This window comes from Propionibacterium sp. (assembly GCF_047719395.1).
Taxonomy (GTDB): domain Bacteria; phylum Actinomycetota; class Actinomycetes; order Propionibacteriales; family Propionibacteriaceae; genus Propionibacterium.
Map to the genome: position 1 here is coordinate 1 of NZ_JBDNTB010000055.1, position 17,841 is coordinate 17,841.

Annotated in this window: 17 protein-coding genes; 6 read left to right on the forward strand and 11 right to left on the reverse strand. The window is 63.4% G+C overall.

What is annotated here, in order from left to right:
- Positions 1–118 precede the first annotated feature (118 nt).
- From ABF648_RS09780 to ABF648_RS09805, 6 genes are all read right to left on the reverse strand, one after another.
- The gene (locus tag ABF648_RS09780; RefSeq protein WP_415632098.1) at positions 119–358 is read right to left on the reverse strand and encodes a hypothetical protein; all 240 of its coding nucleotides are present in this window, start codon (positions 356–358) and stop codon (positions 119–121) included.
- Positions 359–385: 27 nt separating this feature from the next.
- On the reverse strand, positions 386–1,531 hold the full coding sequence (locus ABF648_RS09785; protein ID WP_415632099.1) for an inorganic phosphate transporter: 1,146 nt from the start codon (positions 1,529–1,531) through the stop codon (positions 386–388).
- A gap of 137 nt (positions 1,532–1,668) precedes the next feature.
- A complete protein-coding gene (locus tag ABF648_RS09790) occupies positions 1,669–2,277 on the reverse strand; it encodes a TetR/AcrR family transcriptional regulator (protein WP_415632100.1) in 609 nt (202 codons plus the stop codon).
- A 7-nt stretch (positions 2,278–2,284) separates the two neighbouring features.
- The gene (locus tag ABF648_RS09795) at positions 2,285–4,468 is read right to left on the reverse strand and encodes an MDR family MFS transporter (RefSeq protein ID WP_415632101.1); all 2,184 of its coding nucleotides are present in this window, start codon (positions 4,466–4,468) and stop codon (positions 2,285–2,287) included.
- Between the two features lie 235 nt (positions 4,469–4,703).
- Positions 4,704–5,393, reverse strand: a complete 690-nt coding sequence (locus tag ABF648_RS09800; RefSeq protein ID WP_415632102.1) for an LrgB family protein — start codon at positions 5,391–5,393, stop codon at positions 4,704–4,706.
- Positions 5,390–5,938, reverse strand: coding sequence for a CidA/LrgA family protein (locus ABF648_RS09805; protein ID WP_415632103.1), 549 nt, complete (start codon positions 5,936–5,938; stop codon positions 5,390–5,392). The genes ABF648_RS09800 and ABF648_RS09805 overlap by 4 nt, the downstream gene beginning before the upstream one ends.
- Before the next feature lie 38 nt (positions 5,939–5,976).
- Here ABF648_RS09805 and ABF648_RS09810 point away from each other — a divergent pair, with 38 nt between their 5' ends.
- Positions 5,977–6,999 (forward strand): LysR family transcriptional regulator, encoded by a 1,023-nt coding sequence (locus tag ABF648_RS09810; RefSeq protein WP_415632104.1) that lies wholly within the window; start codon positions 5,977–5,979, stop codon positions 6,997–6,999.
- On the opposite strand, the gene ppk2 is transcribed toward ABF648_RS09810, so the two are convergent.
- Both ppk2 and ABF648_RS09820 read right to left on the reverse strand, forming a co-directional pair.
- The gene (ppk2, locus tag ABF648_RS09815; RefSeq protein WP_415632105.1) at positions 6,996–7,916 is read right to left on the reverse strand and encodes a polyphosphate kinase 2; all 921 of its coding nucleotides are present in this window, start codon (positions 7,914–7,916) and stop codon (positions 6,996–6,998) included. The genes ABF648_RS09810 and ppk2 overlap by 4 nt on opposite strands.
- A gap of 87 nt (positions 7,917–8,003) precedes the next feature.
- Entirely contained in the window at positions 8,004–9,224 is a 1,221-nt protein-coding gene (locus ABF648_RS09820) for an acyltransferase family protein (protein WP_415632106.1), read from the reverse strand.
- A gap of 298 nt (positions 9,225–9,522) precedes the next feature.
- On the opposite strand from ABF648_RS09820, the gene ABF648_RS09825 reads away from it, so the two are divergent.
- Entirely contained in the window at positions 9,523–12,069 is a 2,547-nt protein-coding gene (locus ABF648_RS09825; RefSeq protein WP_415632107.1) for a glycogen/starch/alpha-glucan phosphorylase, read from the forward strand.
- Between the two features lie 157 nt (positions 12,070–12,226).
- Here the strand turns inward: ABF648_RS09825 and ABF648_RS09830 are convergent, their stop codons facing one another.
- The 3 genes from ABF648_RS09830 to glsA form a co-directional block, all read right to left on the reverse strand.
- The gene (locus ABF648_RS09830; RefSeq protein ID WP_415632114.1) at positions 12,227–12,961 is read right to left on the reverse strand and encodes an HAD-IIA family hydrolase; all 735 of its coding nucleotides are present in this window, start codon (positions 12,959–12,961) and stop codon (positions 12,227–12,229) included.
- Positions 12,962–13,039: 78 nt separating this feature from the next.
- Complete coding sequence (locus tag ABF648_RS09835) at positions 13,040–14,485, reverse strand: MFS transporter (RefSeq protein WP_415632108.1); 1,446 nt, start codon at positions 14,483–14,485, stop codon at positions 13,040–13,042.
- Positions 14,486–14,605: 120 nt separating this feature from the next.
- Positions 14,606–15,592 (reverse strand): glutaminase A, encoded by a 987-nt coding sequence (glsA, locus tag ABF648_RS09840; RefSeq protein ID WP_415632109.1) that lies wholly within the window; start codon positions 15,590–15,592, stop codon positions 14,606–14,608.
- Between the two features lie 228 nt (positions 15,593–15,820).
- Here glsA and ABF648_RS09845 point away from each other — a divergent pair, with 228 nt between their 5' ends.
- The 4 genes from ABF648_RS09845 to ABF648_RS09860 form a co-directional block, all read left to right on the forward strand.
- On the forward strand, positions 15,821–16,204 hold the full coding sequence (locus ABF648_RS09845; RefSeq protein WP_415632110.1) for an SHOCT domain-containing protein: 384 nt from the start codon (positions 15,821–15,823) through the stop codon (positions 16,202–16,204).
- A complete protein-coding gene (locus ABF648_RS09850; RefSeq protein ID WP_415632111.1) occupies positions 16,201–16,644 on the forward strand; it encodes a hypothetical protein in 444 nt (147 codons plus the stop codon). Before ABF648_RS09845 ends, ABF648_RS09850 begins: the two co-directional genes overlap by 4 nt.
- A 143-nt stretch (positions 16,645–16,787) precedes the next feature.
- Positions 16,788–16,940, forward strand: coding sequence for an SHOCT domain-containing protein (locus ABF648_RS09855; protein ID WP_415632112.1), 153 nt, complete (start codon positions 16,788–16,790; stop codon positions 16,938–16,940).
- Positions 16,941–17,111: 171 nt separating this feature from the next.
- Positions 17,112–17,841: circularly permuted type 2 ATP-grasp protein (locus ABF648_RS09860; RefSeq protein ID WP_415632113.1), on the forward strand; the 730-nt coding region annotated here is incomplete at its 3' end.

Genomic DNA, 17,841 nt, shown 5'->3' on the forward strand with positions numbered 1-17,841 from the left:
GGAAGCCTCTGCCCAGCGTGGCCGCCGCGGGGGCGTACCACCGCCCCCTCAACCCCCCGCCGCCGGGCCGCACAATTGCCGGCCCGGGCGTCTGACAGCAGAGCCGGTGAATCGGGGCTCAGTGATGGGCGAAGATCGAGGTCGTCGACATGATGAGCCACAACCCGAAGATGCCGACGAGAATCGCCACGCCCCAGAACAGTACGACACCGACGGTCTGGACGACCCTGGTGCTGCCCGTGCTCGTCTGCCGGGCCAGCAGATAGCGGGTGCCCATGGTGAAGGCCATGGTCAGCACGAGTGCGCCGCCCACGGAGACGACGAAGACGATGAGGAAGTTCATCCAATTGATGGTCATGATTGTTGTTCCTTGCTCTCGCCGGGCTCAGGCCGCAGCCATTGCCGGGATCTTCTCGCCGACAGGCTCGACATCGTTGACATTGGTGGCGTCCACAGGATTGCGACGCGAGCGAACGACGATGGCGAAGGCAGCGGCGATCAGGCAGACGAAAACGATCGCCTCACCGATCGGGCCGCGGCCCGCGGTCCAGGAGGCCAGGCCACCGACGATCGCCGCGGACGGCAGCGTGACCAGCCAGGCGACAGCCATCTTGCCGACCGTGGTCCACTGCACCTCGGCGAGCTTGCGGCCGATACCGGAACCGATGACGCCACCGGTGCAGACCTGCGTGGTGGACAGCGCGAAGCCCAGGTGCGAGGAAGCCAGCAGGGTGACGGCCGAGGAGGCCTCCGCAGCGAATCCCTGCGGTGTCTGCACATCGGTGATGCCCTTGCCGACGGTGCGGATGATGCGCCAGCCGCCGGTGAAGGTGCCCAGTGCAATCGCGGTGCCGGAGCACAGGATCACCCAGATGGGTGGGGTGGAACCGGCGGGAACCAGGCCGTTGGCGATGAGGGCCAAGGTGATGACACCCATGGTCTTCTGCGCATCGCCGGTGCCATGCGCAAGCGAGACGAGCGTGGCAGTGATGGTCTGGCCGTGCTTGTACGCCGAGACCACCTCGTCCTCCTTGAAGGACTGGGTGAGCCGGTAGATCAAGTAGGTGCACACCAGTGCGGCGATGCCTGCCACGAAGGGCGACAGGAAGGCGGGGATGAGCACCTTGCCGATCACGGTACCGAAGTTGATGTGCTCGGCGCCGGCGCCGATGATCACTGCGCCGATGAGCCCGCCGAACATGGCGTGTGAGGAGCTGGACGGCAGGCCGAGCAGCCAGGTGATGAGATTCCACAGGATCGCACCGCACAGCCCGGCGAAGATCCAGACGGGGTGAATCGTGAAGCCATGACCCTCGCCGACGATGAGGCCGCTGGAGATGGTGCCCGCGACAGCGGTGGACAGGAATGCGCCCACCAGATTGGCAAGAGCACTGATGCTCACTGCCACTCTGGGCTTGAGCGCGCCGGTGGCTATGGAGGTGGCCATGGCATTGGCGGTGTCATGGAAACCATTGGTGAAATCAAAGGCAAGTGCTGTGACGATCACCAGCACAAGAAGCAGACTGACCACGAGAACCCTTCCTAGGTTTAAGCCAAAAAGATGGTAAGGGTTCTAGGTGAACGCAGGGTGAACGCCCTGATTTTCCCCTCATGCCGGCTTCCCGACGGCAATTCAGCTGTGTCCCGGACGGTCAACCCAGGTAGGGGTCAACCAGCTTGCCGTGGCGTCATTTGCAATTGCCGGGAGGCCACCAGCCGGTCGATCGCCCTGTCCAGGGCATCTGCCAGGAGGGTTTCGTTGTGGTGTCTGTCCTGCATCGCCAGCCCCATGCCGGCCATCACGAGGGTCGCCGCGGCAACGGCCTCCTCTCGCGAGGCGGCGCGCTCCTGAGCCAGTTGGAAGAACTGCTCGCGCACCTGGCCGACCCACTGGGTGAACTCCGGCACCAGCTCTGGGCGCCTGATCGCGAGATGCTTGACACGCAGAGTGTCCGAGTTGTTCTCCATCCCGTCCATGATGACCTCGCACAGCGCAGCTACCAGGCCACCCTCAGCGGCCCGGAAGCGGGCTGCCGCCTGATCGGTGATGGGGGTGTCCGTCAGACCGAGCACCGCCGCCGACTTGGTCGGATAGTAGTTGAAAAAGGTGCGGGGGGACACGTCGGCCATCGCGCAGATCTGCTCGATGGTCGTCGCGTCCAACCCCGCCTCCTCGACAAGGTTCAGGGCTGCCTCATGGATGGCCCTGCGCGTCTGCTGCTTCTTGCGCTCACGCAGACTGCCGTCATGGCCACCACGCGACTCATGCCTACCCATTCGACCGTCAATCCCTGTTTCCGGAATTATCCGGGATCTGCCGGGCTCGCGCCGGGTGATACTGATCGGAGGCCACGGTGACGTCGGCTGTCGACCCGGACTCCCCGGAGTCGATGGTGCCGAGCTCAGCCTGCTTCACCTCCGTGGAGAAATCACCGGCCACCTCATCGGCCTGCTCCTGGAGGGCTGAGGAATTGCGCAGCGGGGGCACCTTGAAGAACCAGCTCAACACGAAGGCGAGCATGATCACGGCGAAACCAATCCAGTAGATGGTCACCGATGACTCGGTGAAACCGACCATGAAGGGCTTGGTCAGCGGCTTGGCCGCCCCATTGAGGAAGGAGGTGTCGCTGGTCGTCGAACTCGACGAGTTCGTCAGCTTGCTCTTGTTCTGATCGATCTGCTGGGCCAGCTGCGGGGTGATCTGGTCCACCCAGAATTGACGCTGGGAATTGTCGGACCAGTTGACCTGCAGTCTGCCATCCATGACCGAGGCATGAGCCTGAGCGCTCGCGGAGGTGAGCGCCTGCTCCTCGGCCGCGGGCCGTGCACCGGCGACCTGCTGCTCGATCGCCGTAGGAGCCGCGGCTGCGGGCAGGTGACCGGCAGCCACCTGGCCGTTGACGGCATCAGTCACCTTCTGGGTGACAGCCTGGTCGGCTGCGTCCTTGGCCCTTGTGGTGGCCTGATCCAGCTGGGTCTGCACATTGGCCTGCACGGGCTGGACGATCGGCGTCCACATCTGCTTCATGATCGCCTGATTCGCCGGTGCGGTGGCGACAGCGGGATTCAGCGCATCATCCAGTGCAGAGTGCAGCGTCTGCTGATTGGTCATGCTGTTGATCATGTTGGACGGCAGTACCGCGAACAGCACGGACAGCATGATGGCTGTTCCCAGCGTGCCGCCGATCTGGCGGAAGAAGGTCGAACAACTCGACGCGACACCCATGTCCCTCGGGCCCACAGCCGTTTGGCTGGCCAGGATGAGCGTCTGCATGAGTTGCCCGACGCCGGCCCCCAGCACGAACATGCCGATCATCATGTACCCCAGCGAGGTGTCGTACTTCATGAACGACAAGATGACGAACCCGACAGCCATGAAGCCGGTGCCGGTGGTGGTGAAGATCCGGTAGTGCCCGGTGCGTGCGGTGATCTGCCCGGAGATCATGGCCGCCATCGCCAGACCGAAGACCATCGGGATGACAGCCAGGCCGGACTCCGTCGGAGTGAGGCCGAGCACGATCTGCAGGAACAACGGGATGGTCATCATGGCGCCGAACATGCCGAAACCGACCAGCACGCTGAGGATGGTGGCCATCGAGAAGGTGTGCGAGCCGAACAGCCTCAGCGGCACGATGGCGTCATCACCCAACCGGCGCTCGACCAGCAGGAAGCTCACCACGCCGAGTGCACCGATGACATAACAGGTGATGGACACCCCGGATGTCCATCCCCAGCTGCGGCCCTGCTCAGCCACCACGAGCAAGGGCACCAGAGCCACGATGACAGAGGCGGCACCCCACCAGTCGATGCGGGTCTTGACATGGTCACCCACCTTCGGCAGGTGGAGGAAGGCGACGATCATCCCGATGGCGATCAAACCGACCGGCACATTGACCAGGAAGACCCAGCGCCAGCCGGCGATGCCAAAAATTCTGCTCGTCCCGGCGAACAGACCGCCGACCAATGGCCCGACGACCGTCGAAGCACCGAAGACGGCGAAGAAATAGGCTTGATATCTGGCGCGCTCCCGGGGAGCGAGGATGTCGCCCATGATCGCGAGCGGAAGTGACATGAGCGCTCCGGCGCCGAGCCCGGTGACGCCCCGGAAGCCGGCCAGCATCAGCATCGATGTGGAGAACGAGGACATCAACGAGCCCAGCACGAAGACCGCGATGCCGAACAGGAAGAGCGGGCGACGGCCGAAGATGTCGGACAGTTTTCCGTAGATCGGCACCGTGATCGTCGAGGTGATGAGGTAGGCAGTGGTCACCCAGGCCTGCTTGTCCAACCCGTGCAGATCATCGCCGATAGTACGAATCGCGGTACCGACGATCGTCTGGTCGAGCGAGGACAGGAACATTGCGGCCATCAGCGCATAGATGACCAGCAGGATGTCCCCATGGCTCATGACCGGTTTGGAATCACCCACCGATGATGCTGCCTGTTGTGGGGCAGAGACCGTTGACATGCAGTCCTCCGAGGATTCAGGCACGCAATCTCAATGCTCCCCCGCCAACACACGGCCTGGGAGCGCCGACGTTGGCGTGCATTTTGCAGCTACAGGAAAGTTGCAGCGGCTGCAATAGTATACGAATGCAAGAGCCATCACGCCATTGTCCCGGTTGATCGATCCAGGCCGGTCGGCCCGAGAGTGGAAGACCTTGTCATGAAGCGGTTGGGGCGGCGCGCCGAGCCAACCTCTGTCAGGAGAGGACCATGGCCACCAGTGGGGCGACGAGCACATTGACCACACCGGTGAGCACCATGACCAAGCCTGCGATGGCGCCCTCGGTCTCGCCGACCTCCTGGGCCTTGGCGGTGCCCATGCCGTGGGCACCCACGCCGAGCATCATGCCCTTGGCCATATGTGTGCGCAGCGGAAGGATGTTGAGCAGCGACTCGCCGAGGATCACCCCGAGAATGCCGGTCAGCACCACGAAAGCCGAGGTCAGATCTGCATTGCCGCCGATATCGGTGGACATGATCATGGCGAAGGGCGTGCTGATCGAGCGAGGCACCAGACTCAGCCGCAGCGTGCCGTTGATGCCCAGCAGCGAGGCCAGCACGAAACTCGACCCCATGGCGGTCAGACTTCCCACCACCACGCCGATCACCAGGATCAGCCACAGCCTGCGAATGAGCTCCCGCTGACGCCAGATCGGCGCAGCGAAGGCGACAGTGGTGGGGCCGAGCAGCGTGACCAGCCAGGCAGTACCCGAGTGCACCGTGGAGTACTTGACATCGAAGGCGAGCACCAGCGCGATGAGCACAGCAGGGGTCAGCAACAGCGGCATGGTCCACGCGTAGGGCCACCGGTTGTGGATCTTCTTGCAGATGACGTAGACGCCAACGGTCAGGACCGACCAGAGGCAGAATGACAGGACTTGAATCACTTCCCGTTCCTCCAGCCGTAGCCGTATTCATATCCGGCATCGAGCAACTGGGTGCGGAGCGCGATGTAGATGTCCTCCGCCTGGGTCAGGGAGTCCTCTTCCTCTTCCTCGCCGACAACCTCGCGGACGATCATCTTCGTGGCGTATTCGATCACCAGTGAGGTGACGATCATCACGAGCACGGTACTGATGACGATCACCGCGAGCACCTTGATGCCCAGGAGACCGATCAGTTCTGGATGCACCACCAGAGCGATCACTGCGGGGACGAAGAACAGCAGCATTTCCGAGATGAGCCAGCCCGCGGCGTCATCGATGCAGGACAGATCGAGCACACCGGTGGCCAGCAGCACAAGGGTGATGACCAGACCGAGAACGGGACCGGGCACAGGGATACCGGTTCCCTCGGAGATCTTGCACCCCACGAACCAGATGATCAGCAGCAGCGCGAACTGAGCAATAGGGCTGCTGGCCAGGAATCTGCGGGGACTGATCGCGGGCCTGACCCGCTCAACCATCACCAGCCCGAGGTTACGGATCACCATGCACAATCAGAAATCGCTTGGATAGAATTGATTCCAATATGGAATACAAGGACATGCGGCTCTTCGTGGAGGTGGTGCGCTGCGGGGGATTCACCGAGGCGGCCCGGGCGTGCTCTGTGAGCCAATCCGCAGTTTCCAAGGCCGTCAAGGCGCTTGAGAGCGAATCGGGTTTCAGTCTGCTCATGCGTGGTGATCGTCCTCGCAGCCGGCTCACCCAGGCCGGGCAGCTGGTCTACCAACGCGCAGTGCACATCCTGCTGGAGGCGCAGAATCTTCAAGAGGAACTGGACGATCTACGTGGGCTACGCCGAGGCTCGCTGCGCCTGGGCCTCCCGCGAGTGGGCTCGGGGCCGCTGTTCGCCGATCTGCTGGCCACCTACCGGGAGCGCTATCCCGGTATTGAACTCGAACTCACCGAGCATGGCTCCCAGCGGCTGCTGGCCGCGATCTCCTCCGGCGAGGTCGAGCTCGCAGCCACCATCGCCACGGATTTGGAGGGCATGACCAGTGACCTGGTCGATAGCCGTCCGCTGGTGGTGCTGCTGCGAGAGGACGATCCGCTGGCCGACCGACCGGTGCTGTCACTGGGCGAGCTCGCCGAGGAAAATTTCCTACTGCTCTCCCCCGATTTCGCGCTGAACGAGATCGTGCAGAACGCCATTGCCAAGGCGAACATCCACCCCCGTATCGCCACCCGCAGCACCCAGGCTGACTTCCTCATCGACCTGGTGTCCGCTGGCATGGGCGTCACGCTGCTCCCGGAGCTGGTACTGGAGAACCATCCGGTGGCCGGAGTGGTTGCCGTGCCGATGGCCGAACAGGTGGATTGGACGATCCGGATGGTCTGGCGGGAGACCGCCCACCTGTCCCCGGCCGCGCGAGCCTGGCTGGACCTCGTGCTCGGCCGCGGCCATGCAGGGGAATCGCGGCCGCACCCACCGCACCCACCATGGGGCGCACGGCCCACCGCAGGCAGTGGTCCAGTGCCCCTCGCGAACCGCCCCGGGATGGGCCCCGGAGCAGCAGACCAGCACCAGGCGCCCAGGACCAGCCAGGACTAGTCATCGAGGGTGTCCTTGGCCCGCTGCACGATGAGCGGGTCAGGAGTTCCCACGACCTCTTCGTCCTTGCCCTCGTAGTCGAACTGGCTGAGGAAGTAGCGCATGGCATTGAGCCGGGCACGCTTCTTGTCATTGCTCCGGATCGTGATCCAGGGAGCCTGGTCTGTATCCGAGGCGTCGAACATTGCTTCCTTGGCTTCGGTGTAGGCCTTCCAGCGACCCAGGGATTCCAGATCCATCGGCGAAAGTTTCCAGCGCCGCACCGGATCGATCTGGCGAATCGCGAAGCGTGTGCGCTGCTCCCTCTTGGTGACCGAGAACCAGAACTTCGTGAGGTGGATACCTGATTCCACGATCATCCGCTCGAAGTCAGGAACCTGCCGCATGAATACGGCATACTGCTCGCGGGAGCAGAACTGCATCACCCTTTCGACGCCGGCCCTGTTGTACCAGGAACGGTCGAACAGCACGATCTCCCCCGAAGTGGGAAAGTGCTCGATGTAGCGCTGGAAGTACCACTGACCCCTCTCCTCTGCGGTGGGCTTAGCCAGCGCCACCACCCGCGCGCCGCGCGGATTGAGGTGCTCGGTGAAGCGCTTGATCGTGCCGCCCTTGCCAGCTGCGTCACGGCCTTCGAAGACGATGATGTTACGCACCCCGGTGTCCTCACCCCAGTACTGCAGCTTCAGCATCTCGATCTGGAGCAGGTACTTCTCGCGCTCATAGGTGTCGCGATCCATCAGCTCGGCATAGGGATAGTTGTCCTGCCAGGTCTCCACGGCACGTCCGCCGGGGTCGATGAGCTGAGGATCGGGAGTCTCACCATCGGTGACGGTGTAACCCTCTTCGACCAGGTGATCGATGAACTCCCTGAGGTTCTCGTCAGCATCGGGCGTCACATCTTCCAGTTCCGTCACGTCAAACCTCCCTCATCAGGACTGAGCGTACGGCGAGGACCGAGTACTTGGGTGGCGAAATGCCAAACCGGACATGAACAAGGGATTTCACTCCGAGGGGAAGCCGCGCTGAAAAGTCAGTCCCCTGCTCCCGCCCGCCCTCAGCGGCTCGTGCTGACCCGTGGTGATGTCACCGGGAATTCTCTGGCGGCCACGGTCGATACCCGAGGCCGCCAGATCATCCAGGAATCCCGGGAGCATGAGCAGCCAGCCGCATCGGGAAGCCTCGATTCGTTTCTTCAGGAGGACCGAGGCCATCGCGATCGCCATGGTGAGCACCAGTGGCCAGATCCAGCGCATGAGCTCGTTGCCCATCAATCGGATCACCAGCTCGTGCACCGGGGCAATACTGACGATCACCAGAAGTACCGGGAAATGCAGCAGATACATCAGTACCGTGTTGCGGCCCACTGACTCCAGCGGGGCGGCCAGCCGCGCCGCATGCTCGCAGAGACATCCGCACAACGCGAAGATGAACAGCGGCAGGAAGACGGCAATCGCGAGGAAGGAGAAATATCCCCATTCCTGATGTTCACTCTGGTAGGACTGCCACCACATGCTCATCACGGTGCCCGCCAGGGAAATCGGCAGCACGATTGCAGGATGCCCGGCCACCCAGCCGAAGAAGGCCTTCGCATAGGCGCCCAGCGCGAAGAAGAGCCCGAACTGGGGAAGCTTGACCCACAGTCCGGTCTCGGTGGTCCAGAAGGTGATCGTGTATGCGCTGAGGCAGAACAATCCAGCCACCACGAGCAGCGGCGGCACATGCCGGAGCGCGGTGAGCAGGACTGTGTACCAGACCAGTGCGGCCAGAAACCACAGCGTGGAATTGGGCAGCACGATGTTGAGGACGACGGTGGACGGAATCACCGAATTGGGCATGTTCTGCCCACCCACGGCTACGGTCAACAGGGCATAGATCACGGTCCACAGCACCAACAGCCACGCATTGGTCAGTATTCGCCGCCGATTCCTCGCGAATCCGAATCCCTTGCTCATCGACGTGGCCGCCAGCCAACCGGAGATGATGAACAGTGCAGGCATCCGCGCCGCACTGAAGACCTGGTTCACATCGTCCCAGAATCGCAACGCCGGTCCTGAGTAACCGTTCACATCTGACAGGTACTCGTATCCGCAGACATGCAGCACCAACACCATGAGCATGACCACACCGCGCGAGGCATCCACCCAGCCCAGACGGCCCTTGTGCTCCTGTGGAAGCACCTGGCCGCCCAGACCCGGGGTGCACTTTCTTGGCTCATCGATCATCAACATCGACAGCGATTCTCGTCTCCCGGCCTGGCAGTCAGCTGTTCGTGCACTGTACGGAATGAATGTGAATCCTGTGCTGACAATGCCTGGGGGTCATACGGGGGCCGGCGCCGAACGCCTGTCCGTCGTGCGCTGCCCGTGTGGACACATCTGCCATCCGAGGGCCAGCCACCGGGTCGGCCCTCGTGCTGCTGACCCTTTCACATGCGCTGATCACCTGTTATTCCCATCCCCCTGGATTGCCCACTGGGAGGACGGTGCACAATACGTCCTCAACTCGGTTAGCGTTGCGCCCATGACCGCTGACGTTGTCTTGCCCGTCCCCGCCGACGAGAATCCTGACACCGAGATCGACCATTTCGGCCCGATGTCCGTCCCGACCCACCCGCTTGCCCTGGCCCCGGTGTCATCACCGCAGCACTCGGTGGATGCCTTCGTGAAATTGTTCCTCCAGGAACTGAACACCGGCCAGGGCGTGGCATTGTCCCGCTCGTCGGTGAATGACCAGTATCTCGCGCTGGCTCGCACCGTGCGGGAATACCTGATGGCGCGCTGGCTCGAGACCACCCGCATGCACCGCGAATCCGGTGCGAAGTATGTCGGTTATCTGTCCGCCGAGTTCCTGCTCGGCCGCCAGCTGGGCAATGCGCTGCTGGCCACCGATCTGGGCGAAGTCGCGGAGGAGGCCATGGCTGGTTGCGGTCTGGATCTCCCCACGCTGCGGGCCCAGGAAGTGGAGCCCGGCCTCGGCAACGGCGGTCTCGGACGGCTGGCCGCCTGCTTCATCGACTCGCTGGCCACCATGGGTGTGCCGTGCGTCGGTTACGGCATCCGCTACGAGTACGGAATCTTCAAGCAGACCTTCGTCGATGGCCGCCAGGTGGAGCAGCCAGATCCGTGGCTGCAGCTGGGCTCCCCGTGGGAGTTCCCGCATCCCGAGGCCTCTGTACAGGTGGACTTCGGTGGCCACACAGAGACCTATGACGACAACGGCGTGCAGCGCACCCACTGGGTTCCGGCCTGGAATGTCATCGGGTTGCCCTACAACTACATGGTCCCCGGCTACCACAACGGCCGCGTCAACACGTTGCGGCTGTGGAGCGCAAAGGCCACGAACGCCTTCGATCTCGCGCGGTTCAACTCCGGTGATTATCCCGAGGCGGTACGCGCCCAGACCTTCGCCGAGAACATCACGAAGGTGCTCTACCCCGAGGACTCCACCCCCCAGGGACGTGAGCTGCGCCTGCAGCAGCAGTACTTCTTCGTCGCGTGCTCGATCCACGACTTCATCAACAGCGTGGTCGGGCCCGACTTCGACCTCCACACGCTGCCCGAGCATGTGATCTTCCAGCTCAACGACACCCACCCCGTCATCGCGGTGCCCGAGCTGATGCGCGTCCTGGTGGACGAGAACAATTTCGAATGGGACGAGGCCTGGGAGATCACCACACAGTGCTTCGCCTACACCTGTCACACGCTGCTCCCCGAGGCCCTCGAGGTGTGGCCCGCAGAACTGCTCGGCCGGCTGCTTCCCCGCCACCTGGAGATCATCAAGCACATCAACGAGGACTTCCTCGCCGAGGTCCGCGAGCGCTTTCCCGGTGACGAGGCCAAGGCCCAGGCGATGTCCATCGTCACCCACGACGCCAACCCGGCTGTGCGGATGGCATTCCTGGCAACCGTGGCAGGGACCAAGGTCAACGGCGTCGCGGAACTTCACTCCCAGCTGCTGGCGGACAAGGTGCTGCACGACTTTGACGAGCTGTGGCCCGAGAAGTTCACGAATGTGACCAATGGCGTCACACCCCGCCGATTCATCTGCCTCGCCAACCCCTGGCTCTCCGAATTGATCAGCGACACGCTCGGTGTCGGCTGGGTCACCGATCTCTCCCGGCTCAACGAACTCGAACCCTATGCGCAGGATCCCGCCTTCCGTAGAGCCTTCCGCGAGGTCAAGGCCAAGGCGAAGGTCAACGTCTCGAAGCTGCTGCGGGCACGCGACGGCATCGCCATCCCCGAGGACCACCTCATCGATGTGATGATCAAGCGCCTGCACGAGTACAAGCGCCAGATGCTGAAACTGCTACACATCGTGAGCCTGTACGAAGAGGTGATCTCCGGGAAGAAGTCGCTGGACGACGTCCAGGCGCGCACCGTGATCTTCGGCGCCAAGGCCGCCCCCGGGTACTGGATGGCCAAGGAAATCATCTACCTGATCAACTCCGTGGCGAAGGTCATCAACAACGACCCGCTTCTGGAGGGAAAGCTCAGCATCGGATTCCCGGCGAACTACAACGTCACCCTCGCCGAACGGCTCATCCCCGCAGCCGACCTCTCCGAGCAGATCTCGCTGGCAGGCATGGAAGCTTCCGGTACCGGCAACATGAAGCTCGCACTCAACGGCGCCCTCACCATCGGCACCGACGACGGCGCGAATGTGGAGATCCGCGAGCTCGTCGGCGACGACAACTTCTTCCTGTTCGGCATGACCGAACCCGAAGCGGCCGAACTTCGCGATTCCGGCTACCGGCCGCGTCAGTTCTACGAGTCGGACCCGCAGCTTCGTGCCGCGATCGACCTGATCAGCTCCGGCATCTTCTCCGACGGTGACCGGGAAACCTTCGCGCCGATCGTGTCCAGCCTGCTCAATGAGGACCGCTTCATGGTTCTCGCCGACTTCCAGTCCTACTGCCAGGCGCAGGACAAGGTGCGCCTGAACTTCCAGGACAAGGAGTCGTGGACCAAGATGTCGATCCTCAATGTGGCTCGCTGCGGCTTCTTCTCCTCCGACCGTTCGATGAACGATTACCTGAAGCGCATCTGGCATGCAGAATCTGTCTGAATTCCACCTTCGGTGGCTCTGACTCCCGCCGAAAGGGGATCGATCGGACACCGAACGAAGAATCGGCTGTGGCCCCTGTGGGCCACAGCCGATTCTCCTTGCCGATGGAAACTCTCAGTCCGCACGACTGATCAGCTCATCGGTTTCCTGGCGCTGGTCACTCCAGCAGGTCCTGCACGGAGTCCAGAATCTCATTGGGACGGAAGGGATACTTGGCGATCTCGGCGTCGTCGGAGATACCGGTACGCACCAGCACTGTGTGCACACCGGCCTCGATACCTGCGATGACATCCGTGTTCATCCGGTCGCCGATCATTCCGGTGGTCTCCGAATGGGCGCCCACCCTGGACATCGCCAGCCGGAACATCATGGGATTGGGCTTACCCACCCAGTAGGGCTCGAAGCCGGTCGCCTTCGTCATCAGGGCACCGATCGCCCCGGTGGACGGAATGGGACCGTCGGCACTCGGCCCGGTGGCGTCAGGATTCGTTGCGATCAGTCTGGCACCACCCAGCACCAATCTGATCGCCCTGGTGATCGCCTCGAAGGAGTAGTAGCGCGTCTCGCCCAGCACGACATAGTCCGGCTCGACGTCGGTGAGCACATACCCCGCCTCGTGCAGAGCGGTGGTCAGCCCCGACTCGCCGATGACATAGGCCTTGCCGCCGGGACGCTGAGTCTGCAGGAAGCGCGCGGTCGCCAGCGCGGAGGTCCACAGGCAGTCCTCCGGCACCTCGATGCCCGCCTGGTGCAGGCGGGCCGAGAGATCCCTTGGGGTGAACATCGAGTTGTTGGTGAGCACCAGGAAACGCTGACCGCGCTCCTTCCACTGCTCGATGAGTTGGCTGGCTCCGGGCAGCGCCTGCGATTCCCACATCAGGACGCCGTCCATGTCGGTCAGCCAGCATTCAATATTCGACCTGTCAGTCACCCGCCCAGTATCGCGTACTCGGCAAGCATCCGGACGGACTCAAACCGCTGGTGTCGGGATCTTCTGGTGATCGCGTCCCAGCCGGGTGGTGATGAGCGTGACGATGATGATCGCGGCCCCCGCAGCCACCAGAGTCAGCCAGACCCCAGGATCGGTGCCCACCATCCGAGTGGAGTTGGAGGCCAGCATGCCCACCACTGCCACGCCGAGCACAGACCCCACTTGCCGGCTCGCAGACGCTATTCCGGCAGCCACCCCCGCCTCGGATGCGGGCAGACCGGACACCGCCGTGGTGGTGATCGCCGCGTTCACGAAACCCGATCCCACACCGACCAGAGCTCCCGCCCCCAGGATCACCAGGTCCGAGGTCCTGGTGTCCAGCCCGATGAGCATGAGCGCCGACAGGGTCAGGGACATGCCACCGATGAGCATGGAGGGCCGTGGCCCGAAATTACCCACCAGGCGACCGGACAGCGGCGCGCAGATGAACATCGCCAGTGCATTGGGCAGCAGGAACAGGCCGGCGTGCAGAGCATCGAAACCCCTGGTGTCCTGCAGATACAGAGTCAGCAGGAACATGTACCCGGCGAGCACGTAGAAGGCCAGCACGGCAATTGATGTCGCTGCCGAGAATGCCGGCGAGCGGAAGACCCGCATCTCGATCAGGGGATCCGTGCGACGCAACTCGTAGCGGACCACCACGATCCCGGCCGCAGCGGCCAGGACGAAACCGCCGATGATGGGGCCCGAGTCCCAGCCGAGCCGGGGTGCCTCGATGACTGCGAAGACCAATGAACCCAAGGTGAGGAAGACCAGCACCTGCCCCATCGGATCGGGACGCCGGGAGCGTCCGGCGCGCGATTCCGGCACGAAGCAGTAGGTGAGAATGATGGCCGCAATGGCCACCGGAACGTTGATGAAGAAGACGGCCCGCCAGGTGACGAAGTGCACCAGGAATCCACCGAGCACCGGGCCGATCCCCATCGAGACGCCGATCACGCCGCCCCACACGCCAATCGCCTGGGCCCTGCGCTTCGGGTCCTCGAAGGTCTCACGGATGATCGACAAGGCCACCGGGTTGAGCATCGAACCGCCGACGCCCTGCAGCGCACGACAGGCGATGAGAACCCCGACATTGGGTGCCAGCCCACACGACAGTGAGGCCGCCGCGAAGAGCACCAACCCGACCTGAAAGATCTTGGCACGCCCCACGCGATCTCCCAGCGAGCCGGAGAAGATCAACAGCGCCGCCAGCACCAGCAAATAGGCGTCCACCACCCACTGCAGCTGACTGATGGAGGCTCCCAGCTCGCGTTGGATGGAGGGGAGCGTCACATTGATGATGGTGTTGTCCATGCCCACGATGAACAACGAGATGCAGCAGGTCGCCAGCACCAGCCGGGGCCGCAGCGGCCCGAACCTGGGATGGCCGACGGTCAGATCCTGTGCATGGGGACGACCCGATTCCGAGCCCGGGGTCACCATTGCACGACCGGCTCACCAGCCCAGAAATGCGTCACTGTTTCCGCCACGGATCCTCCTCGCCGCACACATCGCGGAGGATATGCCCACGGCGCAAAACACAATGCCGTTCACCACCGGGGTTCAGGCCGCGGAGGCGAAGATGTCCAGCCCGAGGCTTCGGGACAGGAAGGCGACAGCCCGCTGCCCCCGCACGGAGTTTCCTGCCCTGTCCAGGCGCGGCGAAAAGGTACCGACCGCTCCCTTGCCGGGCGAGATGGCCACGATACCGCCCGAGACGCCGGACTTGGCGGGCAGCCCAATCTCGAACAGCCACTCCCCCGAGCGTTCGTACATGCCCGCGGTGGCCAGCACGGCAAGTGTGTCGTGTGCCACCTGCTCGCCCACCACGCGCATCCCGGTCACAGGATTGACGCCACCGCCGGCCAGGGTCGCCCCCATCACCGCAAGATCGTGTGCGCTGACCAGCAAGGAGCACTGCCGGGTGTACACATCCACGGCCTCCGCCGGAGCGGCGTCGAGCCGGCCATAGCTGGCCAGCAGCTGGGCCAGCGCCTGATTGCGCTGGTTCGTGGCGGTCTCCGAGGCAAACACCTGGGCGTCGATTTCAAGCCGCCGACCGGCGAAGGCGGACAGCCCCTCACGCACCAGCTCCCAGCGCTGGGCTGAATCGGCGGCCGACAGCAGTGCGGTGGTGGCGATTGCCCCGGCATTCACCATGGGATTCATCGGGGAACCGGCATTGAGCTCGATGGCGACCACGGAGTTGAAGGGCAGGCCGGTGTTGTTGACACCAACTCGTTCGAGCACCAGCTGATGGCCCAGCGCCTCGCAGGCGAGCGCATAGACGAAGGCCTTCGAGATGGACTGGATGCTGAAGACATCGGCGGTGTCCCCCGCCTCGGCTGTCAAACCCTGGTTCGACACGACACAGATCGCGAAACGCTCCGGGTCAGCCTCCGCCAGGACGGGGATGTAGCCAGCCACTGCACCATCGTCATCACTGATGGTGCGGGCATGCGCCTCGGCCACCAGTCGCTGGACCTGGGACCAATTGGGAAGGTGTCCGGTCGAGACTTCTTGGTGCACCCCCTCGACATCGATTTCCATACGAGGAACATATCGGGATCATCATTCCGGTGCTGTCGCTGCACGGCTGCGGCGACTCCGCCGTCTTCTTCGTCGCGATACCATGGATCGCGACGCTGCAAGTAGTCAGCCCCGGGCTGAAGACATCCGGGAGAACCTCCTGGATCGGGGCCAAATGACCGATTTGCACTTCCCCACCCACCGGATCTGACATGCTGACCTCGGCTTGTACCCAAATGTGGAGAGAACATGGCTAACGATTTCTTGCAATTCTTCTGGCTCGTCATCGAGATTTTCTTCTTCATCGCCTACCTGATGGTCTTCTTCATGATCATCAGCGACCTGTTCCGCGACAAGAGCGTGGGCGGTGTTGCGAAGGCCATCTGGATCCTTGTCCTCATCGTCTTCCCCCTGATCGGTGCGCTGGTCTACCTCATCGCCCGTGGTGGCGGCATGGAGACCCGCCGTCGCGAGGCGGCCATCAAGGCGGAGAACGATGTGGAGGATTACATTCGTCAGACCGCAGGCACCAGTCCTGCCGCGGAGATCGCACAGGCACAGGAGCTGCTCGCAAAGGGCGTCATCACCGAAGAGGAATTCGCCGCGATCAAGAAGCAGGCGCTGGCCGGATGAGTGATCCCACCGCACAAGAGGCCCTGGACGTACTGGGGCCTGTCGACGCCGTCGTACTCCAGCTGCCGGCCAACGGGATTTCCAAAGGATGGAAGGCACTCCTCGAGGCCGTCAGGGATGGCCTGTTCACCGTCCTGGACGCCGACTTCGTGGAGAAGACGGCCGAAGGGCTGCGCTTCCTCGATGCCACCGAGATCACCTCGCTCGGGGCCGGGGACTTCATCAGTGCCAAGTCAGAATTGCTCGACGAGGCGGATCTGCAACTGGTGACCGAGCCCCTGGCCATCGGCCAGAAGGCAGTGGTGCTGCTCAAGGAGAACCGCACCTTCACACCGATCATCGCCGCATTCGCCAGCGAGGGAGCTACCCTGCTGAGCGACGAGCCGGTGCTCCCGGAAGACCTCGAGAGCACCCTGGCAGAACTGGAGTCCACGTCATGAGCCTGCTCCGTACCGCGGGCCGCGCAGCGGTCGCGTCCTCTGTTCACGGCCGGGTGCAGCGTCGCCAGCAGCAGAGGTGGAATTCCGCCGCCGCACAGCCGTCCGTTGTCCATCAAGTTGTGCAGCCGGTTCAGGCCGCCCCCGTGGCGTCTCCTGCCCCCGTCGCACCCGCTGCCGCACCGATGGACGCCGGTGAACGGGTGAGGCTGCTCAAGGATCTCGCCGAGTTGCATGCCGCCGGCGTGCTCACCGATGCCGAGTTCTCGGCGCAGAAGGCGGCCCTGCTCGCAGGCTGACCCTTCTCGTCCAGCACATCCGATACCGGTAGTGCGCCGCCACGTTCGTCGCGTGCTGGCGTTTCTCCGTCTCCGGACACCTGCAACGAACACCGGCTGTCTGCACGACCAGTTCTTCTGGCTGTAACGAGACCGCCACATCCAATGCACTCAGACCCCTATATTTCCGTTATGAGTTCATTGCTGACCGGCTATCCAGTCCGCGAGGGAACGTTCGATGAAATGGTCGGCGCGGGTGGGGTCCGGGATCTCTATTCCGAGTTGGCCAGGGGTTTCGATGCCCAGGGCAGCGAAGAGGTTCGCAGCAGGGCCGGCTACCTGGCCTCCCGCTATCTCGACATCGGCGTCACCTTCGACTTCAGCGGTCATGAGGAGCCATTTCCGGTCGACATCGTGCCCCGCATCATCGCCGTCGATGAATGGGCACAACTCGAAATCGGACTCAAACAGCGGGTGCGAGTACTCGAGGCATTCCTCGAAGACATCTATGGCGGTGGACAGGTCTTCGCCGATGGCGTGGTACCCCGTGCCCTGATCACCACCTCCAAGAATTTCGTGCGCGCGGTGGCCGGCCAGACCCCGGCCAATGGCGTACGCATCCATGTGGCCGGTATCGACTGCATCCGCGACGGCAATGGGGACTGGCGGGTCCTCGAGGACAATGTCCGAATCCCGTCGGGCGTTTCGTATGTGCTGACCAACAGGCAGGCCACTGCCGCCGCGCTGCCCGAGGTAATGAGCCACTACGGCGTGCGACGCGTCGACGACTACCCCACCATGCTGCGTGCCGCCGTGGGCCATGCGGCCCCCGCGGGTGGCAGTGGTACCCACAACCGGGGGGTTCCCCCGCGCGCGGGGGGGTATTACAATCTGCGACCCCCCCCCGCACGGCGGCGGGGGG